Below are 26016 nucleotides of genomic sequence, written 5' to 3' on the forward strand. Positions count from 1 at the left end.
AATTTTTTGTGATAATTCCAATATCATTGAAAAACACACTTAAAATTAGCCTTTACCTTTCCATTAAAAGAAAGAAAAATGACTTAAAAAAGGATTTAATATTATTGGAAAATCAATTTTATAGGTTTAATAAAACAATTGCTAATTATTACAAAAATCAAGAACAATAAATTATTGATATTTAGATATTTAAAATCATTAATGTAAATAAAAATTTTAAACTAAATAGCTGTATTTTTCATATATAAAAAGCCTCAATTAAGAGACTTTTTATATTGAATTAATAAACAAATAATTATAACGATATTTGTTGCAAAACTGTCTTATTTACTGCTAAAATACTTCCGGATTTTTTATCCTGCACAAAGCCGATTATTTCAAACTCTTTAGCCTCAAAATTTTTAGGCAAACGAATGGATGTTGTTCCTTTTTTGGCCTTACTTAAATCTACACTTTGCAACTGATGAACGATTTGATAATGCGATAAAACACGATTAGCATTCTCCCCTCTTTTGACATTGCTATTAGCATGTTTTTGAACAATCGCAATTAACAAACTGCTGTTTTTTGAAGTTCCTTCAACAGCATAATTTACAGTAAGATTATTGTTGCTTTGACTGGCTTCTAAATATAAGTCGGCAACAACGGGTTGAGAAAGTGCAGATTTAATTGCAGCTTTCACAATTGTTTCTTGTGAACCGATATAATCTGCTTTTCCGTTAACGATTAGTTGTGGCGTATAAACTTGTTCTTTTCCTAAAAACGTTGAATATTCGTATTGCCTTTTAGTGAAATCGGCGTTGCTAAAAATATCTTTCCAGCCTTGTCTGTCCCAATAATCAACATGATACGCCAAAATATAAACATTGTCTTCTTTGTATTCATTTTGAATTCTTACCATCAATTCATCCGCAGGCGGACAACTGGAGCAGCCTTCTGAAGTGTATAATTCTAAAAGCGCAAATCCCTTTACGGCTTTTTTCTCTGTATTGTTTTGTCCAAAAGCTGTCATTGCCATTAGCTGTAGTGTGATAAAAAATGCTGGTAGTACTTTTATTTTTTTCATAATTCTGTCTTTACGATTTCTTTAAGGCTTTAAAACAGTGATTATTTGTTTTAATTTTTAATTGATTTATTTAAGTCCGTCCACATCAATAATCGCCTGTGCAAATGCCTTCGGATCTTCTTGTGGTACATTGTGTCCTATTCCTTTTAGAATTCTGTGGGCATATTTTCCTGTGAATTTACTCGCGTATGCTTTTCCATCAGCGTTTGCGCCGTCGAAATCGCTGCCTATTGTAATCGTTGGGACTTTTATTTCAGGTCTTGAAGCTAGTTTTTTCTCTAGAGAATCGTATTTAGACTCTCCGGCTTCAAGCGATTGTCTCCATCTGTAATTATGAATTACGATTGCTACATGATCCGGATTATCAAACGATTGTGCGGTTTGGTCGTAAGTTGCTTTATCGAAATTCCATAAAGGAGAAGCTATTTTCCAGATCAGTTTATTGAATTCATAAGTATTTTGGGTATAACCTAATTTTCCTCTTTCGGTAGCAAAATAATATTGATACCACCATCCTAATTCTGCTGTTGGAGGCAATGGTTTTAAGTTTGCTTCAAGATTTACAACTAAATAACCGCTTACAGAAACTAATCCGGTTAAGCGTTCCGGCCAAAGTGCTGCCATAACTACGGCTGTTCTTGCTCCCCAATCGAAACCTCCAATAATGGCTTTATCAATTTTAAGCGCATCCATCAAAGCAATGATATCGCTTGCAAGTGCTGCTTGTTGTCCGTTTCTAAAAGTATCTTTAGAAAGAAAAGTCGTTGTTCCTGATCCTCTTAAATAGGGCGTAATTACCCTGTAACCTTTTGCCACTAATATTGGCACTACTTCATTGTAACTGTGAATGTCGTACGGCCAGCCGTGAAGCAAAATTACGGGTTTTCCTGTTGAAGGTCCGGCTTCGGTATACCCTACGTTTAAAAGTCCGGCATTAATTTGTTTTAATGTTCCAAGAGAACTTGTTGTTGTTTGTTTTTCTGATTGTGCATTGATTGCTGTCATTGTAAAAAACAAAGCTGCAATTAGCACTATTTTAGAAGCTACTCTGTTTACGAAACTGCTTTGGTTATTTTGTAGTGTTTTCATGATTATTATTTTTAATAGTTTGATTATTAGTTAATTTCTTCGTCAAAGGTATTCTTGCAACGGTCCTTTTACAATCAGAAAATAGTTGAAACGGACAAAGTTGCGGCTGAAACGGACAGACAAAAACATAAGGTTTTAATTATTTAGCCAGTACCAGAATAGGTTTCCCTTTTTCAACAATGTATGTCGCCAGCTCTGAAGCTTTGCTATTAGTATGATTCTTAGCGGAGTGAATTTGGCCTGCGGGAATAAAAAGTACTTCTCCGGCTTTTAATATTATTGGCGTTTTATCTTCAACTTGATATTCTAGAGAACCTTCCAAAACATAAATAACTTCTTCGCCGGGATGAGAATGTTTCCCAAAAGCCGTATGAGGCTCAAAATCGATTCGTGCTTGAACAGTTTCGTGTCCAACGACACTTATGTCGTGTTTTTGTAAATCGGTTCGTGTAATCCCTGATTTTTGCGCTGATGCATTATTTGAAATGGTAAATGCTATAAAACTTAGAATAGCAATGGTATATAACTGGAATTTTTATTTGTTTTCATATCTTTTGAATTGTTGTGTGTGTTTTCGAATACTTAGATTTCGTATTGATTTTCAAATTAATCTATGTGTTAGCTATTTTTTACGCAGATTTTGCAGATTGAGTAGATTTTATTTTTTAATGTATTTAATGCTTAATCTGTGGGTTTATATAAAACACATAGAGTAATTATGAAAAAACTTTGGACTGACTTTAATTTTTAATTTCTAATTTTTAATTGCCTTTTCTCAATGATTTAAAAGCGGCGCGAAGTTCAATGGTAAAAAGTTGTGGTTCTTCCCAGCAAGCAAAATGTCCGCCTTTGTTTACTTCATTAAAATAAATCAGGTTTTTGTATGCTCTTTCGGCCCAGCTTTTTGGTGCCTGATAAATTTCTCCGGGAAAAACGGTAATCGCAACCGGAATTTTAATTTCATTCGTTCTTTGCTCTACAGCATTAAAGTTGTTGGTGTTGTTTTCCCAATACAATTGTGCCGATGAATTTGCGGTATTGGTAAACCAGTACAATGAGATGTCATCCAGCATTTCGTCTCTGGTTAAGGATTTTTCAGCATTTCCTCCGCTATAAGTCCAATCGTTGAATTTATCCAGGAAGAATGAAGCCAGACCAACAGGAGAATCTGTAAGTCCGTAACCTAAAGTTTGCGGACGTGTAACCATCATTCCGGCATAACCTGCACCTTTGGTATATAATTTATTAAGTGAATTGAAAGCTGCTTTTTCTTTTACTGATAATCCTGCAGGTGCCGGATCTCCATTTTGTAAAGCTTTTGAAATAGCTGCAGGAACTGTTGCAGGCATATTTAAGTGAATTCCTAATAATCCTTCCGGAGCCTGGCGTGCCATGGCATCTGCAATTACTGAACCCCAGTCACCGCCTTGAGATACATACTGTTTGTACCCCAAACGTTTCATTAAAACATCCCAGGCATTTCCAATTTTTTCCGGTCCCCAACCTGTTCCTTTTGGTTTTTCTGAGAAACCATAGCCCGGCATTGACGGAATTACAAGATCAAAAGCGTCTTCGGCTTTTCCTCCATAAGCTGTTGGATCTGTTAACGGCCCAATTACTTTTAGAAGTTCAAAGAAAGATCCCGGCCAGCCATGTGTAATAATTAGTGGCAGTGCATTTTTATGTTTTGATTTTATTTGAATGAATTGAATATCCAATCCGTCGATATTGGTAACAAATTGAGGCAATGCATTTAGTTTGGCTTCTGTTTTATGCCAATCATAATCAGTTCCCCAATATTTTACAAGACCTTGAATTTGCTGTAATTTCAATCCTTGAGATTGATCTGTTACGGTTTCTTTATCAGGCCATCTTGTAGCGTTTACACGATTACGGAGTTCTGTTATTGCTTCCTGAGAAATACTAATACGGTACGGACGAATTGCTTCTGAATCATTTTTAGTTTGTATTTGTTTTTGCTGTGCGAAGCCAGCTGTGGCGATCAGCATAAAAGTTCCTGCTGCAATTGCATTCAGAAAACTTATTTTATTTTGAATTGTTTCCATTGTTTTGATTTTTTAAATTATATGTTTATCAGTTAATTTCTTCGTCAAAAGTATAATGGTTACAGCCCTTTTAAAATGAGGAAATAGGTTAAACAGACGAAGTGAATCCTGAAACGGACATACAGAAACCTGAAAATTTTCAAATAATACTTTAGGCCTATTTGTAAACAAAAAAAGAACCTACAAGTGTAGGTTCTTTTAAAACAATCTGTGTTTAACAACTTAAATTAAGCTTTCAGATCGCCGAAATATTGTGAAGTTTCTTTTATTAAAGAATCCATTAATTCTTTTGCTTTTTTATGTTTTAAAATTGGAGCAATTTGTCCGCCCCAAAATAAGATCATATCCCATTTTTGTTGATCGAGAGCCGCTTTTCGTAACGGCGCCATAAGTGTGGTTTGCAGCGGAAATGGTAATATGTTTTCTTCTCTGCCTAAAACTTCTTTGGCAATTCTGCTGGTAATTCCACGGCCAAGTCTTCCTGTATACGCACGAGATAAAGTGGTATATTTTGCAGCATCTGAAAATAACATTTCTCTGTGAATAGGCAATGCATTCGATTCATCGGTGGCTAGAAATGCGGTTCCTATTTGAGCTGCATCTGCTCCTAGCGCCAATGCTGCTGCAACGCCTTTTCCGTTTGCAATTCCGCCTGCCGCAATAACGGGGATTTTTACTTTTTCGCGAATCAATTGCAGTAATACAAAACTTCCTGTTACAGATGATTCTGCTGAAGCTAAAAATGATGGTCGGTGTCCGCCGGCTTCAAAACCAGATGCGATAATCATATCTACTCCTGCTGCTTCCAGAAAAATGGCTTCGTCTAAAGTAGTCGCTGCACCAACAGTAACAATTCCTAATCTGCGACATTGTTCTAGAACATCGGCTGAAGGAACTCCAAACATAAAACTGAATACTTTCGGACGGATGTCTAAAATTACTTCCAATTGATTTTCAAACCTGGATTGAAATGGAACTGGCTTTTCCGGTAACGGAATTCCAACCTCATCAAAATAAGGTTTATACAATGCCTTGGCCTGATTGTATTTTTCATCGGTTAACCCAGAATCAGGAATATCATGATCTGAAACCCAAAGGTTGATGTTATACGGTTTGTCTGTTGCTGCTTTTATTTGCTTGTCTACCTCATAAATTTCCTGTGGAGACATTGTGTAGGCTCCGTAGCCGCCAAGTCCGCCAGCGTTTGAAACCGTAGCAGTGAGTTCTACTGTTGATAAATTACCTCCAAATGGTCCTTGCAGAATTGGATATTGAATACCCAATAATTCTGTAGCTTTTGTATTGTACCACATCATTTCTTCTTTTAAAGTTTATTCACTTAAGTCTGTCAGCATTTTATTGACGATAAGCCATTTTCCATCAATTTTATGGAAAGATAAAAAATCCCGATAATTAAAATCGTACATTTTTAGATTAACTTCAGCTACAGCGATCGAATTCACCACTTTAATTTCCAGAATTTCACCTTTAAAAGGTTTTCCGGAATCTTTCGGACTTTGTCTGTTTTTTACGCCATCCAGATAATGTTCTGCGGTTTTAAAATAAGGCTGCCCCTTTACATCTCCATAAACAAATGTTCCCGGTTGAAAAATACTTCCAAGGCGTATGACATCTCCTTCGTAAATACCTTTTAAATAATAATTTTCAACGGCATCTGTAATGACTGCAATTTCTGCTTGATTTTCCATTTTACCTTTAGGTTGTGCTTTCATGCCCTGAAAACTCCAGAGCATAAAAGCGGTTAATAAAATAGTTTTCACTTTAGTTTAAATTATGTCCTGCTGCTTTACCACCGTCAACATTGATGATGGCACCGGTAATAAAAGTGCTTTTTGCAACAGTGTATACCATTTCTGCAACATCGTCGATTTCTCCTACTCTGTTTAATAAATGTAAACCAGCGCTCAAATCGGCTTTGTCTCCATGCATTGGTGTACGAATAACGCCAGGTGCAACGGTATTAAATCTGATGTTTTGTTTTCCGAATTCTGCCGCCAATTGAACTGTTATAGCGTGAATGGCTCCTTTACTCGCAATTGGTGCTGTAGCCGGCCATCCGCCTAAACCGTGGTTTACAAGTGGCGTTCCAATATTAATTACAACTCCGTCTTTTTGTTTCAGCATTTGCGGAACAACGGCTTGTGTAGTAAAATAAGTTCCTTTTAGGTTGGTTGTCAAAAACTTATCTAAATAAGCTTCGTCAACTTCTAAAAATGGTTTACTGTCAAAAATTCCGGCATTGTTTACCAATACATCTACAGAACCGAATTTTTCTAAGGCAATTTTCACCAATTGTTCGCCTGTTTGTTTGTTGCTTATGTCTCCGGCAAACATGGCAAGGTTTTCTCCTGCTCCAAATTCATTAAAAGTATTTTCTAATGAAGCTGGTGTTACTGAATTGATGACTACGTTATCGCCTCTTTCTAAAAAGTATTTGGCGATTCCTTTTCCGATACCTGAAGCTGCTCCGGTAACGATTATGGTTTGTTTTTTCATGATATTTATTTTTTATCGGCTGTTATGCCTTTTTCTCTTAAAACTGATACTTGTTCTCCTGCGTAACCCCAATCGTCTAACTCCACTTCCTGAATGACAACGTGAGTTAAATGTGGATCTTTGTTTAATACATCGGTAATTAAATTGGTAATACCGCTAATTAATTCCTGTTTTTGCTCGCGAGTAACTCCTTCGCGGGTCAATTCGATTTTTACGTAAGGCATGATTTTTAGTTTTTAGATTGTCCTGAAAATATAGCTTCGGCTGTGATATTAAAATCTAAATCAAAGTCATTGTAGATTAAAGTATCTCCCAAATTGGTAAAGAAATTACCTGAACGGAATTTGATATCGTATTTAGTACGGTCAATTACCAATTTTCCGGAAAGAGAAATAGAATTTCCGTTATGCGCTACTTGCGCCTCAAAACCAACAAGATGTGTAATATCTTTTATGGTAAGATTTCCCTCTAAATAATAGCTGTTGTTTGAAACTTCTTTTACTGAAAGAATATCAAATGTTGCAGTAGGAAATTTTTCGCTTGAGAAAAAATCATCCGAAGCCAGGTGACCTGCAAATTGTGCATTTGTTGCCGGATCTGTTACGTCCAGAATTTCAATTGCAGTTGTGTCGATGATAATGTTACCACCTTTAACTTTTCCATCATTCAAGATGAAATTACCTTCTTTGATACCAATTGTACCATTATGTGCACCAGTAACTTTTCTACCAGTCCAATCGATTTTGCTATTTGTGCTTACGATTTTAAAATTTGTTGTTTCCATTTTTATTGTATTTAATTGTGTTTAAAAGTACAAGGCAAAGGAACGGCGACTATAGAAATTGGTTACGTGATGTAGATCACATTCTGATTTTGGGGTGGAATTATGCGTTTTTTGTTTCACGCAGATTTTTAAGGGATTTAGGCAGATGTGCGCAGATTTTTTTTTTAAACTATGCTTAATTTTATATTCTCGCAAAGGCGCGAAGACGCAAAGTTTTAGTACTCACTTTTTTTATTCTCATTTTTGTCATCCCGAGGAACGAGATCTCCGCAAGAAGCTCGATAAAGATTGGCATCTTGCGTACGTAGAATGGATTAAAATCCCTTGAAACGCAAAGTAACCCCAATCTTCTGATTTCAGGGAACGAGGGATGACAAACTACATCGGAAAAACAGGAATCAATAAAAATCTGCTTAAATCTTTTTAAAATCTGCGTGAAACAAAAATCATTTTTAATCTGTAAAATCTCTTGTAAAAAAATTAAGGATTATAAAGTCTGCTTAACGTTTCTCTTGAAACACCCAGATAAGCAGCAATCAAATGTTTTGGAACTAAATTATAAAGTTGAGGATAAAGCGCTAAAAGTTCTTCGTAGCGGGTTTTTACATTATTGTTCATAAAGGATAAAAGCCTTTTTTGAGAAGCAATATATCCTTTATTGGTTCTCCAGCGGAAAAAATGTTCGACCTGATGAAATTCATTGCAAAGTTTTTCGCGATCAGCATTAGAAAGACAAAGCAATTCTACATCAGAAATGCAATCGACGTTTATAGTCGCAGGCGTTTGATTGTATAAAACCGTATAATCAGAAGTCCACCATGTTGGCATTGCAAATTGCAATATGTACATTTTGACTTCATCATTAATAAAAAAAGCCTTTAAACAACCTGAAATTACAAAATACTCACAATCAACCTTATCCCCTTCACTAATAATAGTTTGCCCTTTTTTAAAAGTCTGTGTTTTAAAATGAGAAAAGAAATAATCGAATTCTTCATCTGTTAATGAAGCCGTTTTGGAGATGTGTTGCTTTAGGATTTCTTTGGATTCCATTTAGAGAAGGTTCTGAGTTGCAAAGGCTCAAAGGTACAAAGGTTTTTTATAATGTTGCTGAGTTTCTGAGGTACTATCCCGAAGCTTCGGGACTAAGTTTGATCTTTGTTGTTTCTTTTGAAAACGAGTTTCCTAGCCCTGATGGGAGGGAAAATCCTTTTGTTCCGGTCCCGAGGCTTCGGGAGCCACAAAAGATTGGGAAGGACAGCAGGAATAGCTCCTAATTAAAATTAAAATTCCAATTTTTTAAATTCCAAATTCCAATTTTTCACGTTTCAAAAGCCTTCGACTTCGCTCAGGATGACAATAGGAAAAAACCTCAGAACCTTCGCAACTTAGCTACTCAGAATCTGAAAAAACCTTTGTCGCTTTGAGTCTTTGCAACTTTGAACCTTAAAAATTAAGCAAGAACCATCCCCCCATCCATAATAAAATCAGCTCCGGTAATGAATTTTGAAGCGTCGCTGCTTAGGTAAGCGACCATTTTGGCAACGTCTTCTGAAGTTCCCATTTGTTGTAGTGGGATTTTATCGACCACTACATCCATAATCGTTTTAATGGTTTCCTTGTCTAAACCGACTTTGTTCATGACTTCTGTTTCTGTTGGACCCGGACTAACTGAATTTACTCTGATTTTTCTCGGAGCCAGTTCTAAAGCCGCTGATCTCATAACCGAATTCAAAGCAGTTTTGCTTGAAGAATAAATGGATGATCCCGGACCTGGCATACTCGCGGTATTTGAAGAAAGAAAAACCACCGAAGCATCGTCTTTTAAAATGGGAATAAATTTGCTTAAGGTAAAATAAGCGCCTTTGAAGTTGACATTCATAATACTATCGAATAAAGCTTCGGTTGCTTGCTCGATTTTTCCTAAACCTGCGATTCCGGCATTGATAAAAAGAATATCAACTTTACCAAAATCATCTTTTACTTTTAAAGCCAGATTTTCGATGTCACCAATATTCGACTGATCTGCAACAATAGAAGTTACACCCAAATCTGAAGCTGCTTTCGCTATCGCCTCTTTTCTTCTTCCGGTAATGATAACCGTTGCGCCTTGTTCTTTCAATTGTTTTGCTGTTGCGTATCCGATTCCGCTGTTTCCGCCTGTGATTACTGCAACTTTATTTTTAAAATCGTTCATTTTTATGTTTTTAAATTAACGGTACAAATTTAAATGGGAAAACAGGTTGCTTTTTCAGTGGTATCATGGAGTATACCGAATTATGTTTTTCACCATATAAACTATATAAGTTCAATAAAGCTGGTGGTAGTCTAATGGAATGTTTTTAAGCCATATTAATAATAGAGTGAAAGAATTAAATGAACTTATATAGCTTATATGGTAAAAAAGAATGTTTTTATATCTTAGTCTAAAATTATTACCAATGGAAAGAAATCAGAAAGAAGAATTTCAGGCGCTTCAGGATACTATTTATGTTTTGGGTGGCAAATGGAAACTGCCTATAATCAATTCCATCTGTAACGGTAATAACAGATTTAAGGAAATTCAGCAAAGTATTCCGGGCATTACTTCAAGAATGCTTTCGAAAGAACTGAAGGATATGGAATTGAATAATCTGGTAAAAAGAACCGAAGACCGCGATGCCAAAGTACCCATACTTTACGAATCTACGCCCTATTGCCAATCTTTCGGACCCATAATTTCAGAAATGATTAAATGGGGAATCGCACATCGGAAACATATTGCTAATAAGTTATGAGTTATAAATTATAAGTTATGAATGTACAATGTAAACTCCTAACCTTTAACTCTTAACTCATACCTCAAAAGTGAAATTTATCATAAAAAACAAAATAAATTTGCATATATGACCAATCGGTCATATATTTGCAGTGTTAAATAGAAACCTATCATGACAAAAGGAGAAGAAACCAGACAATTCATTATAGAAAAAGCAGCCCCAATTTTTAATACAAAAGGGATTGCCGCAACAGCTATGAGTGATATTATGGAGGCTACCAAATTGTCTAAAGGAAGCATGTACGTTCATTTTGAAAATAAAGAGGTCCTGGCTTGTGCCGCAGTCGATCATAATATGAAAGTATTGGGCGATAAACTGGTATCTGAAATTAGTAAAAGTAAAACTGCAAAAGAGGAATTGTTCACTTATATCGATTTTTTTAGTAATGCTGTAAATCCGCCCTTAACCGGAGGTTGTCCGTTATTGAATTTCGGAACAGAAGCTGATGACACTAACCCTATTGTAAAAGAGAAAATCAACAGAGGAATTCAGTTCAATCAGCAATTGCTGGCTAATAGCGTCAATAAAGGAATCGCAAACGGGGAATTTAAACCGGACTGGAACGCCGAAGATTTCGGAACGGTAGTTTTCGCCATGATGGAAGGCGGTCATTTAATGTCAAGAATGTCAGGCAGTAATGATAAAATGAAAGTTATCACCAAAACCCTTAAAAAAATAATAGAGGAAAACAGCCTCTAATTTTTTTTCTTTAAAAAATGACCTTTCGGTCACTTATTAAAGAAAAAAATTAAAAATCAGGAATTAAAAATTAAAAATCAATCGAAAGCAACTCATAACTCATAACTCATAACTCATAACTCATAACTCATAACTCATAACTCATAACTCATAACTCATAACTCATAACTCATAACTCATAATTAATCATTCACAATTTACCATTAACAATTAAAAACTAGAACTCATGTCAAAAACAATTTTAATTTCAGGAGCGTCAAAAGGATTCGGAAGAGCCTGGACAGAAGCATTTTTAGCAAAAGGATACAAGGTAGCTGCAACAGCCAGAAATATCGATACCCTAGCCGACTTAAAAGCACAATATGGAGATGCTATTTTACCGTTGAAACTAGACGTAAACAACCGCGCAGAGTCGTTTGCAGTAGTAGAAAAAGTACAACAGCATTTCGGAAAAATTGATATCCTGATCAACAATGCAGGATATGCTTTGAACGGAGCGGTTGAAGAAGCAAGCGAAAAAGAAGCGAGAGATCAATTTGAAACTAATTTCTTTGGAACTCTTTGGTTAACACAAGCGGTTTTACCAATTATGAGAAATCAAAAAAGCGGTCATATTATTCAGGTTTCTTCTATTTTAGGAATCGCCACTTTACCAATAATTGGTTTATATAACGCGTCTAAATTTGCTGTGGAAGGTCTTACTGAAACGTTGGCTTCAGAAGTAAAACAATTCGGAATCAATGTAACTTTGGTTGAACCAAACGGTTATGTTACTGATATCTGGGGTAACGGATTCAACAGCGAAAGCATCGATGCTTATGACGGAATCAAAAAAGCTCTTGCAGAAGGTCACGATCCTGATACTTTCGGAAAAACTAGCGCTACAGTTCCGGCAATTATTAAATTGGTTGAAGCCGAAAACCCTCCTCTACGCCTATTCTTAGGAAAAGTTGCTTTGCCATTCGCAAAACAAACTTACGAACAAAAAATAAAAACGTGGGAAGAATGGGCTGACGTGTCTGTAGCCGCACACGGATAATTTATTTCTCTTTTTTTAAGTTGATTGAAAACGGGACTGTTTCTTTTAGGAGAAATGGTTCCGTTTTTTTTATTGGGATATCCCGAGATTTCGGAATCAGCTGTTTGCTATATCTTTTACACCTCCCGAAGCCTCTGGACCTGCACAAAAGGATGTTGCTCCCATTAAGGCTAGGGATTTCATAAGGAAATTCTAAATATCAAAAATGTGATGTATTATTAAACCCTTTTTGAATTAGATCTTTTACAACTCCATACATCATAGCAGAAAAATCTTCTTTGAATTCTTTATTGTCAGAATACAATTTAAATAAATCAAAGTTTGTTGTAATGTGCTTTAATAGTTCTTCTCCAACAACTTTATCACTTGTTATTCTTGCATTTTGATCGTCTGAAAATCTGATGGAATTTATTAATTCATTGTTTTTGGCAACATCATTTGCAATACTTTCAGCCATTTGACGTACTTTATCTGCATCTTCAAATTGTGTACCGTACCTGTCATTAAAAGTTTGCAGTATATTTGACAATCTATCGATTTCTGAATCAGATGCACCACCTCTCATTTCAGTCGGAATTGGTTTTAAATCTTCTCCTTGTTCCAAAACTACATTTGTTGTTGCTTCCAACTGTAAACGATAACTATCCATGTCAATATTATCCAAAATACCTTTTGAAAAATCGATTTGTGTTTCACCTACTAATTTGTTCTGTAAATAATTTAAAAAGATATACAATCTTTCTAGGTATGGATTCTCAAAAGGCACTATTTGTGAAAGGAAAATATACACAAACATACAAAAAAGAGTGTAAGGGAACTGAGGAAAATAGTAAAAGAATAGATCAATGAACTTATATTTTTATTTCAAAAGTGATTTAATTGAATTATTGCTTGCTTTCCATTAGCTACTCAATAATATTCCTTTTACTACTTCACAAACATGTCTAGCCTTAAACATTTGTATAAGTATATTAAATCAAAAAGCTATCAAATTTTCATACTTAAACTAAGTTTTTATTTAAACACAATCAAAACAAAACCCGAAAACGCAGTACAATTATGAGTAAATTTCCAGAACAGGTATACATTTGTATTACAAGTTCCTTTTATTTCAAGGTTATACAAATGAAATATAACTACCATTCCATACTGCATCCCTTGCATAATATTATTATAAATAATTTTAATAACCCTAAAAAATTATTAATTTGATTAATAAACACCTTCACCATAAATTTGTCCTATCAAAATCAAACAACTGATTTGAGAAATTTAAAAACAACTTTAAAAAATAGAAATCATGAAATTTACAAGAAGAGCAAACGCAAATTGGAAAGGTACAGGAATGGAAGGAAAAGGAACCATCAGTACACAAAGCACAACACTAAACGAAGCACAATTATCTTTTAAAACCCGTTTTGAAGAAGGCGTAGGAACTAATCCTGAAGAATTAATCGCTGCGGCACATTCTGGCTGTTTTACGATGCAATTAAGCTTTTTACTTTCTGAAGCAGGATTTGTTCCGGAAAATTTAGACACTGTTGCAAAAGTAACTTTCGAAGACGGAACTATTACTTTAATTCAATTAGAACTTACCGGAAAAGTACCTGGAATTTCTGAAGAAGTTTTTCAGCAAACTGCTCAAAAAGCAAAAGAAATTTGTCCAATTTCAAAATTATTAAATACTGAAATTACTTTAGCTGTTACTTTAAACTAAATATCAATAACAATCTCAAAAATCAATAACAATTTAAATTATAAATTATGAAAACAAAATATGTAAAAGAACAATTGAAATCTTATTTAGTGTTCGCCGCTTTAATCTTTAGTTTATTATTCGCAACAGCAAATGTAAACGCACAAACAACTCCTCAAATTAAAAATGTAGTACTGGTTCACGGGGCTTTTGCAGATGGTTCAGGATATAAAGGATTGTATCAAATTTTGACTAAAAAAGGATATAATGTAACGATAGTTCAAAATCCGTTAAGCTCTCTTGAAGATGATGTGAGAGTAACAAATTTAGCTTTGGATAAACAAGACGGACCAACAATTTTGGTTGGACATTCATGGGGCGGAACTGTTATTACTGAAGCCGGAAATCACCCAAAAGTAGCTGCATTGGTATACATCGCTGCATTTCAGCCGGATAATGGAGAAAACACTATTCAATGGCTGCAAACTGCTCCGCCAGCACCCGAAAATGGTGTATTGGCTCCAGATGATAAAGGAGTTGTTTATTATGACAAAGCTAAATTTCACGCTGGTTTTGCCGGTGATCTTAGCAAAGAAGATGCTGATTTTATGTTCGCTTCGCAAGGTGCATTTTATGCAAAAGGTTTTGGAACTCCAATTACTAAAGCTGCCTGGAGAGATAAACCGGCTTACGGAATTGTAGCTACTGAAGATAAAAGTATTGCTCCTTCTATTGAGCGTGCCATGTACAAACGTTCTAACACAAAAATTACTGAAATAAAAGGAAGTCACGTAGTGTTTATTTCACAGCCAGAAGCTGTAGCGAAAGTTATAATTGCAGCGTCTAAAAAATTATAAATTATTAATGGTGAATTATAAATTAATTCCATCACATAAAAAAGCCTGACTTTACGGTCAGGCTTTTTTATTTCTCAACCTTCATCACACTCTTGTCATTCCGAGGAACGAGGAATCTGGACTAAAGAAAACAATCTTAAAAAATAAAAATTCCAAATTCCAATCGCAACAGCTTTGGAATTTGGAATTTTTCAATTGTAATTTCATTTTAGTTTACATAAACTTACTAACCGCTTTCACAAAATAAGGAGAATCGTTCCAGCGTATTTTTCGGTACGCGAAATCTTTTTTAAGCGATTCCGGTAGACAATTCCAAATTGCTTCATTCATTTTCTCTAATAATAATTTCTTTGAAAATGAATCTGAAACTACCAGACTTATTTCTCTAACAGGAATTGGTTCTTTAAAAGGTTTAAAAAGTGCTGATTTTGCTTCGTTCATAATCGAAAGCTGCGGAATAATCGCAAATCCTAAATGGGCACGGACTAAGTTTTTTAACGTTTCAATGGAACTGATGTCATACGTAAATTGTTCTTTTATTTTGTCTGAAGTTTTTAAACCACAAATGTCTAAAAGCTGTGCATTATAACAGTATTCATGGTGCAGTAATAACAATTCGGTTTTATCGCCGGGCTGCATTTCATAGAATTCTTCATTGGCCATGGGATGAAATTCATTCAAATAAGCCACAAAAGGTTCTTTAAAAATAGGATGTTCAATTAAATTTAGATTTCCGGTTGGTGTTGCCATAATAACAACGTCGAGTGCGCCGGTTTCTAAATCCTTCATCAATTGCCCTGTATTGGCTTCTCTGATTATGAAATGTACTTTTGGAGTCGCTTCTTTCATTGCTTTAATAAACAACGGAATGAGATAAGGCGATAAAGTTGAAATAATCCCAAGCTTTAACTCCCCTTCCAGCAGATTTTTTTCATTCACAACAAAATCCCGAATTTCATCGGCTTCCCGAAGGATTTTTTTGGCTTTGTTTATAATCTCGGTTCCCAGTAAAGTTGGTGTTAGGGGAACTTTATTCCGATCAAAAATTTTGATTCCGATTTCTTCTTCCAGATTTTTTAACTGAATGGTAAGTCCGGGCTGTGTAACCATACAAACTTCTGCCGCTCTTGCAAAATGGCGTTCTTCATCTAAGGCTACTATATATTTTAATTGCTGAATGGTCATCGATTATAATTTTATTTTATAAAGATAAGTAAATATCAATTTTAATTATAAAACTATGAGATAAAATTAACCGCGAAAGATTTAACCGCAAATTGCGCGAAGGGTTACGCAAAGTTCGCAAAGCTTTATTCACTAAGCAACGCAGACCCGACAGGTTTTAAAAACCTGTCGGGTCTAACTATGAGAATATTATGGATTTGCATTACTTGCCTTCTGAATGTAATCTCTCTTTCGTCGAAACAAGATTCTGAAATTTAATTTTTTGTAATCAATTATATTAAAGTATAAAAAGATCTAAAGATCTAAGAAGTCTAACAATCTTACTTCTCCACTTCACTCTTCAACTGTAAAGCACGTTGCAAAAAACTCTGATGGATTATTTTATTTTCGGCTTCATTAATAGCCTGAAGTAAATTGTTTTGATTATCTGCAATGTCACTTAGAACCGTTGTCATGACTGACCAGACGGGTTTCATTTTTAAAATAAGCTCCTGCCCTTTTGGAGTAAGCTGCAAAAGTCGTTTTCGTTCATCGATTTTGTCTTTTTTAGAACGAATGAGTTTTTGCTTTTCCAGCTCTTTTAATAAACTGATAGTCGAAGGATGTGTGTAACCAATTTCATTGGCAATTTCAACAACGCTCAAAACTTCTTTATGATATAAAGTATAAATTACAGGAAACCATTTCGGTTCAAAGTCAATTCCGTATTCTTTGTAAAGCAATGCGCCATCTTTACGCAATTGCTCACTCAAACGCTGCAATCGTGTTGAAATGGCTAAAATTCCTGATTCATCAATTATATTCATTTTTGTTCTTTTAGGTTTAAATGGCAGAAAACGTTGTCTGCGCTCATTAATGGAAATGCTTCGGGAAGCAATCCTTTTTCGATGCGTACAAAATGATTTCTTTCGTAAAAACGCAAAGCAGCTTCTAATATCGATACTGTTCCCAAATATAAATCATCAATTTCGTTTTCTGTACAATATTGAATTAAAGTCTCTAATAATTTTTGGGCAATAGAAAATTCTTTTCCGCGATATTCCTTTTTTACAAACATTTTTCTGATGGCTGCTGCGTGCTCATCAAATTTGATTAAAGCAATCGTTCCCACCAATTCCTCGTTTATAAATGCGCCCCAGAATCTGCCGCCACTGGCATAATAAAAGTTCTTTATGTCTAATAAATCCGGTTGGTCTTGTAAAGTAATGGCAATATTAAATTCTTTTTGCTGAATGTTTAAGACTAGATCTATAACTGTATCTGCATGTTGATTTTCGATCGGGATAATATCTGGTTTCATAGTTTTATTTTTATATAACAAAACTACGTAGTTAGCTACATAAAAACAAATTTATTTTATCAAAACACAAAAAGATGTATACATTATATTTCTCCCGTTTTTAAAATATTCTCTTTTACACCATTGTTTTTCAGCATTCTAAAGTGTGAACGCACTGCATGATAAAACGGATAAGAAGTATAAGGAAGGTTATATACTTCGGCATAACGCCTAATTATAGGTGTAATATAGGGATAAAAGGTATGGCCAACGCCGGGAAAAAGATGATGCGCAACATGATGCGTAAAACCTCCGTATAAAAAATTAGCAAGCTTACTGTCTGTGCTAAAATCTTTAGTAACAATCATTTGATGTCTCGCCCATGTAGCTGATAAATTTCCGTTTTCATCTGTTACCGGAAAATGTGCATCTTCATCAACATGAGTCGATACTAATGCAATTACACCCACCACGCTTGCAGAGAGATGCATCGCAAACCAAGCGCCTAATACAAAATACCAAGGCTGCTTTAGCAAGATCATCGGAATAAATAATAAATAAAAAAGATTAAGTGCTTTTGCAGTAAAAAGTAAATAGATTTCTTTCTTCGGAATTTTATCCACTACCTTTTTTACATAATTGTCTTTCTTCCCAAAAAAATCTTTAAAATCTCTAATATAAATCCAATTCAGGCTATAAAACGGATAAATAAACCACATATAAATATGTTGGTACTTGTGATAATTGAATAACGGACTGGTTGGAAAAATCCTGACGATATCGCTTTGTTTGAGGTCAACATCCCAATCGGGAATATTTGTAAAGGCATGGTGCAGACCAATATGCCGGCGTATCCAAAGCCAATGATTACTTCCAAAAAGCTCTAATGAATAAGTAAACAATTCGTTGTGTTTTGGCTTTTTAAACAATGCTCCGTGCGCGGCGTCGTGAAATGCATTTATAAAAAGCACAATCATCGTAATGCCGCATAAAATATAAAAAATAAAGAGTAATGGCGTATTATTTCCAAATAGCAATACGCAGGAATAAAACAGAAAAAAGAGCACTAACAGTCCTAATGATTTTAAAATATTAATCTGATACAATGATGAATTTTTTAAAACGGTTTCTTTCACTTCTTGTTGCAGCATTTTAAAAAAATCATCGGTACCGGGCTTGAGGTAAACCGGGCGTTTCAATTTTTCCATAATGAATATTGGCTAGAAATTGCAACGTCAAATTTAAATAAAATCTCAAAATAAATAATAGTTTTTATAAATTATTTAATAGTTAACCAATTGTATTATAGCTTTTTATATATTTTATAATAACCAAATATTTTCTAAAATAAAATTAGGTTTAGTAGTAAAAAAAATGTTAAATTTGATTAACCCCTATCAATCTACTAAAAATAACTTATGAAAAAAAATCTACATCTTAGACTAAATCAGAGGAAACAATTAAGGCAATTTCTACTATTTGCTTTCTTTTTACTGATTTCATCACAGGCAAATTGCCAGTACATTACGCAAAACCTTGCTCCTACTGTAGTTATTAAAGAAGGTTTATCGTTAGAACAATCTTCTGACGGAAGAATATTTATTGCCGAAAGAGCCGGTATTGTAAAAGTATTTCAAAACAATACTGTTTCAACCGTTTTTACCGTTCCAACTATCACAGATAAAGAACAAGGATTACTTGGACTTACCTTGCATCCTGATTTTGCTACAAACGGCTATGTATATGTGTTTTATTCTATTGATGACGGAACTGTGATCAGACACAGAATAGAGCGCGTACAAATTAACAATGCCAATCAGGTTTTAGGCAGGCAGGAAATTTTACTGCTTGAACCTATTGGTGCCGGATTTCATAATGGAGGTGACTTAAAATTCTTTAATGGATTTTTATATGTAACTGTTGGAGATAGTCAACTTGATACAAACGCACAAGATTTAGACACTTACAAAGGAAAAATATTGCGTCTTACCGAAAATGGATTGCCTGCACCCGGAAACCCATTTTATGGAACCGGTTCTGTACAAAGACAAAGCATTTGGGTTTACGGATTTAGAAATCCGTGGAGACTGGTTCCGAATACCACAGCCAATAAATTATTTGTTTTGGATGTTGGAACTTCGTGGGAAGAAATTAATGAAATAAGTAACCCAACAATTCGTAACTATGGCTGGGGACATCAAGACGGAGGCGACGGAAAACAAACGGAAACGAATTTATTTACGAACCCAATATTTACTTATAGAACCGGAAGTATTGGAAATGCTTTAACAAATGGTGTTTTATACAACCCAACAACGCCTCGTTATCCTAACCTTCAAGGGAAATTTATTATCAAGGATTATGTGAGAAATGCTATAAGATATTTTGACCCGAATGTTGCTGATCCGGAATCTTTTGAATTTTATGAAGCTCCTCAACAACAAACACTTGGTATGATGTTAGGAAACGACGGTTATATTTATTATTGTGCTTACGGAAACAACGGTGCTTTAATTAAACTTGATTATATTGAAACCGCTGCTCCAACGATTGTAAATCATCCGCAATCGCAAACCATTATGGCAACGTATCCTGTAACTTTTAGTGTTACAGCAAGCGGTGTTGGGCAAACGTATCAATGGCAATTTAACAACGTAAATATCAATGGCGCTACAGCGGCAACTTATACAATTCCGAATGTAACAGCGGCAAATGCGGGAGCATACAAAGTTATTGTTACCAATACGGCAGGAAGCGCAACAAGTAATGTAGCGACACTTACCGTAACGCCGTTTAGTAATGCGCCAACGGTTGATTTGAAATTTCCACTGCCAACCTTAAAATGGACAGCAGATGATGTTGTAAATTTTGAAGCTACAGCAACAGATATTGAAGATGGCGTATTATCTGCCAGTGCTTTTTCATGGAGCATCGATTTGTTTCACGAAGATGTTCCGGGAGCCGGACATTCACATCCTGGAGCAAGTCCGCAAGGCGTGAAACTGGGAACTTTTGTGGCATCAAACCAAGGTGAAAAAACACCAAATGTCTGGTACAGATTTACCGTAAAAGTAACGGATAGCAATGGTTTAACCGCTACAAAATTTGTTGATATAAAACCAAATTTGGTTGATGTTACCGTGACAAGTTCGCCTGCATTGCTAAATTTAGAGTTCAACCAAAAACCTGTCGTTGCGCCTTCGACCAAACAAGTGGTGGCTAACGCTAAAGTGCAAACATTAAATGCTCCAACGCCGCAATACGCCGGCAATGTCAGATATGATTTTGATCATTGGAGCCAGGGCGGCGCTGTCAACCAAACGTTTCAGGCTCCTGTTACGGGTACAATAACCTATACGGCTTTTTATACCGCAACAACACTTCCTAGCGCGCCTTATCAGGGACTAATTTCTCAAATTCCGGGTATTATTGAAGCTGAAAATTATGATATTGGCCCAAGTGCGGTTTTTGATTCGAATGGCGGCGGAGACACGCAATACAGAGCCGGAGATGGCGTAGGAACAGAAGTTTGTAACGAAGGCGGTTTTAATATTTCGTACGTGGCTAAAAACGAGTGGCTTAAATACACTTCAAAAGTAAATACTACGGGCAATTATGATATTAAACTAAGAGTTGCAACGCCATACGCAAACAAAGCGTTACACATTGAAGTTGATGGTGTAAATGTTTCCGGCAGATTTAATATTCCAAATACTGGTGGATTCCAGAACTGGCAAACGGCAACAATCCCAAATATTCCTTTAACGCAAGGTTTACATGTTATTACGCTTTGGTTTGACGAAGCAGATGTCAATGTAAATAAAATTGAATTTTCATTGTCAGGAAATGCAATAACACCCGTTGCAGATTTTGAAGTCGCTCCGCAAATGGGATGCATTAATACACCTGCTACTTTTGCGTCCGGTTCTGTTGGAACGATTGATACGTATGTTTGGAGTTTTGGCGACGGTGCTACACCCGCAACAGCAACAGGAATTGGTCCACATAGTGTACTTTATGGTACCGAAGGCACCAAAACAGTTTCTTTAAAAGTTACAAATACCGCCGGAACTCATACAAAAGAATTTGAATATATGGTTCATAGCTGTAATCTTGGAGTTGATTTTCCAACCGAAAATGCTAAGAAAGTTGTAGTTTATCCAAATCCATCTTCTGGAATATTTCATTTATCAACAGAAATGGACTGGAAGATTTATTCGCCTTCAGGCATTAAAATTAAAGAAGGAAAAGGAAGTTTAATCAATATCTCTGAAGCAGCTTCGGGAATTTATTTCATTAAAAATAATGAAGGCAGTAAAGCGATTTCTATTATGAAGAAATAAATAATTATTATCCTTAATGATTAGAAAACGGGACTGGTAGCAATACTTTTGTCCCGTTTTTTATTATTGTAATTACAGATTTATTAAATTTGAAATACTATAAATTTAAAATCTATTTTTATGGGAAGAATACATTTATTTGAGTTTGAAGATCAAAAATGGTTCCCTGATTTTTTGAGAAATTACGGAACTGATTTTTTGCAATTTTTGTCTAATAAAAGCGGAATGTACAAACCTGTTATTCCCTTATTAGAAAATTTATTAAAAGAAAACCATGCCAATACAATCGTTGATCTCGCATCTGGTGGCGGTGGCGGAATGCTTTGGATTAATAAAGAACTTGAAAAGAAAATTCCGGATCTAAAAATTATCCTAACCGATTATTATCCCAATATTTCAGCTTTTGAATACACCAAAAAACAATCGGCTAATTTTGAATTTTACAATCAAAGTGTCGATGCAAGACATGTCCCTGGAGACTTAAAGGGTATTCGAACTCAATTCTTGTCTTTTCATCATTTTAAACTAACAGATGCTAAACAAATTCTTCAAAATGCTGTGGATTCAAACGCTGCAATTGCCATATTTGAAGTACAGGAAAGAAGTTTTGCCAGTATTTTAGCAATGATTTTTTCGCCTTTAACCGTTTTATTGACTACACCTTTTATCCGACCTTTTAAAATAGGACGAATTATTTTTACTTATTTTATTCCAATTGTACCTCTTTTTGTTTTGTGGGATGGAATTGTATCTTCAATAAGAACTTATTCTGTTGAAGAAATGCAAAATCTTGTAAAAGAGTTAACTCAAACAGACACATATATTTGGGAAATCAACAGAGTGAAATCTGGTCCGGGCGTAGTACTTTATTTAACAGGATCTCCCAAAAACCAAAATCTTAACCTCTAGCAAAAAGAGATTTTTAATATCTTTACTACATGATAGAAATAGGAATAGACAGTTTTGCTTCGGCAATGTATGGCGACAACAACTCCTTAAGCAGTGTTGACGCGATGGAGCAATTGCTTCAAAGAATTGAACTTGCCGATCAGGTTGGGCTTCATGTTTTTGGAATTGGAGAACACCATAAAAAAGAATTTTTAGATTCGGCTACAGCAGTAATACTCAGTGCCGCTGCTTCAAGAACAAAAAACATACGATTAGCCAGCGCGGTTAGTGTTTTAAGCGCCGCAGATCCGGTACGGGTTTATCAGGAATTTGCTACTTTAGATTTGGTTTCGAAAGGAAGAGCAGAAATCGTCGTAGGCCGAGGATCTTCCATTGAAGCTTATCCCCTTTTCGGATTTAATCTGAATGATTATGATGCGCTTTTTAAAGAAAAACTAGACTTATTATTGCAAATTAGAGATAATGAATTTGTAAACTGGTCAGGAAAATTTCGTCCGGCGATTAATAATCTTCCGGTTTATCCGAGAGCATTACAGGAAAAATTACCAATTTGGTTAGGCGTTGGCGGAACTCCGGAATCTTTTGTAAGAGCAGGATCGCTTGGTTTGCCTTTGATGGTGGCCGTAATTGGAGGTCAGACGCATCGTTTTCGACCGTTAATCGATTTGTATCGCGAAGCTGGTCAGGCTGCAGGATATCAACCCAACGAACTTAAAGTAGGTTTACATTCTCCGGGATATGTTTCCGGAACAAATGAAAAAGCAATCGAAGAATATTATCCGGGTTATGCTGAACTTTGGACAAAATTAGGTCTGGAGCGTGGCTGGCCGCCTGTAACCAGAGAAAAGTTTAAAGGTCTTATTGATAAACAAGGCGTTTTGGTTTTAGGAGGTCCTGAACAAGTTGCTGAGAAAATTCTGCGTCACAGCGAAGCTTTGGGTGGAATTTCAAGATTTACATTTCAAATGGATAACGCCGGACTTACACATACTCAATTAATGAGTTCAATAGAATTTATCGGAACAAAAGTTATTCCTTTAGTTCATAAAGGTTAATTTTTAAGGTATCTTTTTTAAACACATAGAAACATAGATTTTATAGATTGAAATTCAAGGATTTCTTAGAAATCAAGATTTTTTCACATAGCATATAAACGGCAGCTTTGTAAGAGTTTCAAACTTTGACAAAGCTGCCGTATTTTTCACAAAAAACTATTCGGTTTATTATAATACTATGAGTTTTATTTAGAATGAAATGTCTTTTTTGAACATACAGCAAAGCTATGTTTCTATGTGTTTAAAAATTACGCCAACAAGTTTAATCCTCATGCATTTCCATCCATAAACGGGTTTCTTCAAGATCGAGTTCTTTTTCGATCTTTCTGAAAATTTCTTCGTTAACAGAACCTTTTTTATGCATAACTTCCAATTTAGCTCGTTCTACATTAAGCAAATCAATTTGCAGTCTCGTAAAATCATTAAAAATCTCCCCTCCCATTACTTTTCCTCCTCCAAAAAAATTAGCCGGAAGTTCGGTTCTCTGCAAGCGGTTAAATTTTACTTCGTATTTACTTTTGATGTTATGAAGCAAATCATCATTCAGTAATGAAAAATTATCTTCGATATGCGTAATCGTTTCAGATACAATAACATTCCGAATTTCATATTCTTCAGCCAATATTGAATACGGCTGCAATTTTAGTTTTTTAATTACCCACGGAAGTGTTAATCCCTGAATAACCAAAGTAGAAAGTATCACACAGAAAACCAGATAAATAATAAGATTTCTTAACGGAAATTCTTCATCGTTATTTATCGTTAATGGTAGTGCTAATGCGGCGGCCATAGAAACAACACCACGCATTCCGGCCCATCCGAAAACGATCATATTTCGATAATCAAATTCTTCTTTTAAACGTATTTTTTTACTAATGTATCTCGGAAGCAGCGTTGCCGGAACAACCCATAAAAACCGAACTACAATAACAACTAAACTTACTGTTCCGCCCCAAATAAATAAAGACATTCCGGAGTAATGTGCAATTCCTGAAATAATAGAACGCAACTGAAGTCCGATTAAAATAAATATTAAACCGTTTAGAATATTCGTAAGAACACTCCAGATTGTATTGGTCATTATCCTGCTTTCATGTGTAAAAATAGTACCTGATCTTGCGGAAAGGAATAAACCTGTTGTTACCACAGCCAAAACACCGGAACATTCAAAATGCTCTGCAATTAAATAAGAAGCAAAAGGTGTCAACAAGGTTAGCGTTGCTTCGATAACATCGTCGCAAACAAACTTTTTATGAATAATACTCATCGCAAAACCAACGACCAAACCAATCGCAATACCTAATGTCGACATGATGAAGAAATTCAACCCAGCTTGCCAAAGCACAAAATTTCCGGCAGTAATAGCGGTAAGTGCATATTTATAAGCTACAAGTCCGCTTGCGTCGTTTAGTAAACTTTCGCCTTCTAGAATAGCAATAAGCCTCGGGTGTAAACCTAGTCCTTTTGTTATGGCTGTCGCCGAAACCGCATCGGGAGGAGAAACAATAGCACCAAGCAAAAATGCTAATGGCCATGAAATGTCTTCGATAAGCCAATGCGCGGCAACTGCTACAGCAACGGTTGTAAAAAGAACCAAACCAACAGCAGCAAGTGTTATCGGACGTACGGCTTGTTTAAAATCAGACCAACTGGTATACCAGGCGGCGTGATATAAAAGCGGTGGCAAAAAGATAATAAAAACTACTTCGGGATTTAAGGCAATTACAGGAAGTCCGGGAACTATACTGATGATTACGCCACAAAGAACAAGCACAATTGGAATAGGAAAATTATATCTTTTACTTAAAAGACTCAGGAATGCAACCCCGAACAACAACATAATAATTACGGTAATATTTTCCATTTAATTGATTCTATATACTTAGGACAATCCTTTTATTTGTTCTTGTACTAATATAATATTTTATGCCAATTATATTTTAAATTATTAATCTGTAAACAAAAAAAAAACGCCTCAAAAATTTGAGGCGTTTTAAAGTCAGTTCTACTTAATTAGTGATGACCTTTATCTTTATGATCTTTAGAGTTTCCTTTATGACCATTGTCTTTTCCATTCCCGTTGTAATGCTTGTTATCCTGTTTATATTGTTTTTCAGGCTTGCTTCCTCTGTTTTTCTGAGGTTTACCTTTATATCCTTTTGGATACTTAGTAATGTGTGTTTTGTGGTAAGTGTAAGGAGCATCTCCTCTGTAATCGTTTAAAACTACTTTGTAACCACCATAAAGATCATATCCTCTGTATCTTGAAGGCAATCTGCTTGCACGTGCCCATTGACCATTATTTATATAAATATACTGGCTTGTGTTTACATCATAATAAGTATCAATATCCGGCAAATAATAATATCTGCTATCATCATATCCAGCCGGTCCCCAACTTGGCGGTGTACCAATATTTACATTTACCGATACCTGAGCGTGAGATAATACACCCAACAGGAGCATTAAAGCTAGTGCTAATTTTTTCATTTTCTTATTGTTTAATATTACTTGATTGTAACATATCGAAAGTAGTGCCAATTTTTAAGTTTATCGCATTCATTATACCTAAACTGCAAACTAATCGACAAATAGCACCTTTTAACCGATAAA

26 protein-coding genes are annotated in these 26016 nt (G+C 35.2%); 8 read left to right on the forward strand and 18 right to left on the reverse strand.

Annotation, left to right across the window (positions count from 1 at the left end; translation table 11 throughout):
* Nucleotides 1–295: 295 nt before the first annotated feature.
* From EV143_RS05085 to EV143_RS05135, 11 genes are all read right to left on the reverse strand, one after another.
* Nucleotides 296–1066 (reverse strand): DUF1223 domain-containing protein, encoded by a 771-nt coding sequence (locus EV143_RS05085; protein WP_133506890.1) that lies wholly within the window; start codon nt 1064–1066, stop codon nt 296–298.
* A 66-nt stretch (nt 1067–1132) separates the two neighbouring features.
* Nucleotides 1133–2155, reverse strand: a complete 1023-nt coding sequence (locus tag EV143_RS05090; RefSeq protein WP_133506891.1) for an alpha/beta fold hydrolase — start codon at nt 2153–2155, stop codon at nt 1133–1135.
* 139 nt (nt 2156–2294) lie between these two features.
* On the reverse strand, nt 2295–2672 hold the full coding sequence (locus tag EV143_RS05095; protein ID WP_133506892.1) for a cupin domain-containing protein: 378 nt from the start codon (nt 2670–2672) through the stop codon (nt 2295–2297).
* A gap of 244 nt (nt 2673–2916) precedes the next feature.
* A complete protein-coding gene (locus EV143_RS05100) occupies nt 2917–4221 on the reverse strand; it encodes an epoxide hydrolase family protein (RefSeq protein WP_133506893.1) in 1305 nt (434 codons plus the stop codon).
* A gap of 227 nt (nt 4222–4448) precedes the next feature.
* Nucleotides 4449–5537, reverse strand: coding sequence for an NAD(P)H-dependent flavin oxidoreductase (locus EV143_RS05105; protein WP_166638119.1), 1089 nt, complete (start codon nt 5535–5537; stop codon nt 4449–4451).
* Between the two features lie 15 nt (nt 5538–5552).
* Nucleotides 5553–6002, reverse strand: a complete 450-nt coding sequence (locus EV143_RS05110) for a nuclear transport factor 2 family protein (protein ID WP_133506894.1) — start codon at nt 6000–6002, stop codon at nt 5553–5555.
* Between the two features lies 1 nt (nt 6003).
* Complete coding sequence (locus EV143_RS05115; RefSeq protein ID WP_133506895.1) at nt 6004–6738, reverse strand: SDR family NAD(P)-dependent oxidoreductase; 735 nt, start codon at nt 6736–6738, stop codon at nt 6004–6006.
* Nucleotides 6739–6743: 5 nt separating this feature from the next.
* On the reverse strand, nt 6744–6962 hold the full coding sequence (locus tag EV143_RS05120; RefSeq protein WP_059118813.1) for a tautomerase family protein: 219 nt from the start codon (nt 6960–6962) through the stop codon (nt 6744–6746).
* A 5-nt stretch (nt 6963–6967) separates the two neighbouring features.
* A complete protein-coding gene (locus tag EV143_RS05125; protein ID WP_133506896.1) occupies nt 6968–7522 on the reverse strand; it encodes a YceI family protein in 555 nt (184 codons plus the stop codon).
* Nucleotides 7523–8002: 480 nt separating this feature from the next.
* Nucleotides 8003–8575 carry a Crp/Fnr family transcriptional regulator gene (locus tag EV143_RS05130; protein ID WP_133506897.1) on the reverse strand — a complete coding sequence of 191 codons (573 nt, stop codon included), beginning with the start codon at nt 8573–8575 and terminating at the stop codon, nt 8003–8005.
* A gap of 400 nt (nt 8576–8975) precedes the next feature.
* Nucleotides 8976–9719 carry an SDR family oxidoreductase gene (locus EV143_RS05135; RefSeq protein WP_133506898.1) on the reverse strand — a complete coding sequence of 248 codons (744 nt, stop codon included), beginning with the start codon at nt 9717–9719 and terminating at the stop codon, nt 8976–8978.
* Between the two features lie 244 nt (nt 9720–9963).
* On the opposite strand from EV143_RS05135, the gene EV143_RS05140 reads away from it, so the two are divergent.
* The 3 genes from EV143_RS05140 to EV143_RS05150 all read left to right on the forward strand — a co-directional run bounded on the left by EV143_RS05140 (nt 9964) and on the right by EV143_RS05150 (nt 12079).
* Complete coding sequence (locus tag EV143_RS05140; protein WP_133506899.1) at nt 9964–10299, forward strand: winged helix-turn-helix transcriptional regulator; 336 nt, start codon at nt 9964–9966, stop codon at nt 10297–10299.
* A gap of 153 nt (nt 10300–10452) precedes the next feature.
* Nucleotides 10453–11040: a TetR/AcrR family transcriptional regulator gene (locus tag EV143_RS05145; protein ID WP_133506900.1), complete on the forward strand. Its 588-nt coding sequence runs from the start codon at nt 10453–10455 to the stop codon at nt 11038–11040.
* A gap of 226 nt (nt 11041–11266) precedes the next feature.
* The gene (locus tag EV143_RS05150; RefSeq protein ID WP_133506901.1) at nt 11267–12079 is read left to right on the forward strand and encodes an SDR family NAD(P)-dependent oxidoreductase; all 813 of its coding nucleotides are present in this window, start codon (nt 11267–11269) and stop codon (nt 12077–12079) included.
* 199 nt (nt 12080–12278) lie between these two features.
* On the opposite strand, the gene EV143_RS05155 is transcribed toward EV143_RS05150, so the two are convergent.
* Nucleotides 12279–12875, reverse strand: coding sequence for a hypothetical protein (locus EV143_RS05155; protein WP_208111256.1), 597 nt, complete (start codon nt 12873–12875; stop codon nt 12279–12281).
* A gap of 504 nt (nt 12876–13379) precedes the next feature.
* On the opposite strand from EV143_RS05155, the gene EV143_RS05160 reads away from it, so the two are divergent.
* Both EV143_RS05160 and EV143_RS05165 read left to right on the forward strand, forming a co-directional pair.
* Nucleotides 13380–13796 (forward strand): OsmC family protein, encoded by a 417-nt coding sequence (locus tag EV143_RS05160; RefSeq protein ID WP_133506902.1) that lies wholly within the window; start codon nt 13380–13382, stop codon nt 13794–13796.
* Nucleotides 13797–13843: 47 nt separating this feature from the next.
* Nucleotides 13844–14632 carry an alpha/beta hydrolase gene (locus tag EV143_RS05165; protein WP_133506903.1) on the forward strand — a complete coding sequence of 263 codons (789 nt, stop codon included), beginning with the start codon at nt 13844–13846 and terminating at the stop codon, nt 14630–14632.
* Nucleotides 14633–14845: 213 nt separating this feature from the next.
* Here EV143_RS05165 and EV143_RS05170 read toward each other — a convergent pair whose 3' ends face one another.
* The 4 genes from EV143_RS05170 to EV143_RS05185 all read right to left on the reverse strand — a co-directional run bounded on the left by EV143_RS05170 (nt 14846) and on the right by EV143_RS05185 (nt 18304).
* Complete coding sequence (locus EV143_RS05170) at nt 14846–15817, reverse strand: hydrogen peroxide-inducible genes activator (RefSeq protein WP_133506904.1); 972 nt, start codon at nt 15815–15817, stop codon at nt 14846–14848.
* Nucleotides 15818–16137: 320 nt separating this feature from the next.
* Nucleotides 16138–16623, reverse strand: a complete 486-nt coding sequence (locus EV143_RS05175) for a MarR family winged helix-turn-helix transcriptional regulator (RefSeq protein WP_133506905.1) — start codon at nt 16621–16623, stop codon at nt 16138–16140.
* Nucleotides 16620–17117, reverse strand: coding sequence for a GNAT family N-acetyltransferase (locus tag EV143_RS05180; RefSeq protein ID WP_133506906.1), 498 nt, complete (start codon nt 17115–17117; stop codon nt 16620–16622). Before EV143_RS05180 ends, EV143_RS05175 begins: the two co-directional genes overlap by 4 nt.
* Nucleotides 17118–17200: 83 nt before the next feature.
* Complete coding sequence (locus tag EV143_RS05185) at nt 17201–18304, reverse strand: fatty acid desaturase family protein (RefSeq protein WP_133506907.1); 1104 nt, start codon at nt 18302–18304, stop codon at nt 17201–17203.
* A 210-nt stretch (nt 18305–18514) separates the two neighbouring features.
* Between EV143_RS05185 and EV143_RS05190 the strand changes: the two genes are divergently transcribed.
* The 3 genes from EV143_RS05190 to EV143_RS05200 all read left to right on the forward strand — a co-directional run bounded on the left by EV143_RS05190 (nt 18515) and on the right by EV143_RS05200 (nt 23403).
* Nucleotides 18515–21439 (forward strand): PQQ-dependent sugar dehydrogenase, encoded by a 2925-nt coding sequence (locus EV143_RS05190; RefSeq protein ID WP_133506908.1) that lies wholly within the window; start codon nt 18515–18517, stop codon nt 21437–21439.
* Between the two features lie 120 nt (nt 21440–21559).
* On the forward strand, nt 21560–22348 hold the full coding sequence (locus tag EV143_RS05195) for a hypothetical protein (RefSeq protein WP_133506909.1): 789 nt from the start codon (nt 21560–21562) through the stop codon (nt 22346–22348).
* A gap of 32 nt (nt 22349–22380) precedes the next feature.
* Nucleotides 22381–23403, forward strand: a complete 1023-nt coding sequence (locus EV143_RS05200; protein ID WP_133507167.1) for an LLM class flavin-dependent oxidoreductase — start codon at nt 22381–22383, stop codon at nt 23401–23403.
* Nucleotides 23404–23665: 262 nt separating this feature from the next.
* Here the strand turns inward: EV143_RS05200 and EV143_RS05205 are convergent, their stop codons facing one another.
* Nucleotides 23666–25267, reverse strand: coding sequence for a Na+/H+ antiporter (locus EV143_RS05205; RefSeq protein WP_133506910.1), 1602 nt, complete (start codon nt 25265–25267; stop codon nt 23666–23668).
* A gap of 149 nt (nt 25268–25416) precedes the next feature.
* Complete coding sequence (locus EV143_RS05210) at nt 25417–25893, reverse strand: hypothetical protein (RefSeq protein WP_133506911.1); 477 nt, start codon at nt 25891–25893, stop codon at nt 25417–25419.
* Nucleotides 25894–26016 lie beyond the last annotated feature (123 nt).

The sequence above is a fragment of the Flavobacterium chryseum genome (genome assembly GCF_004362015.1).
Lineage (GTDB): Bacteria > Bacteroidota > Bacteroidia > Flavobacteriales > Flavobacteriaceae > Flavobacterium.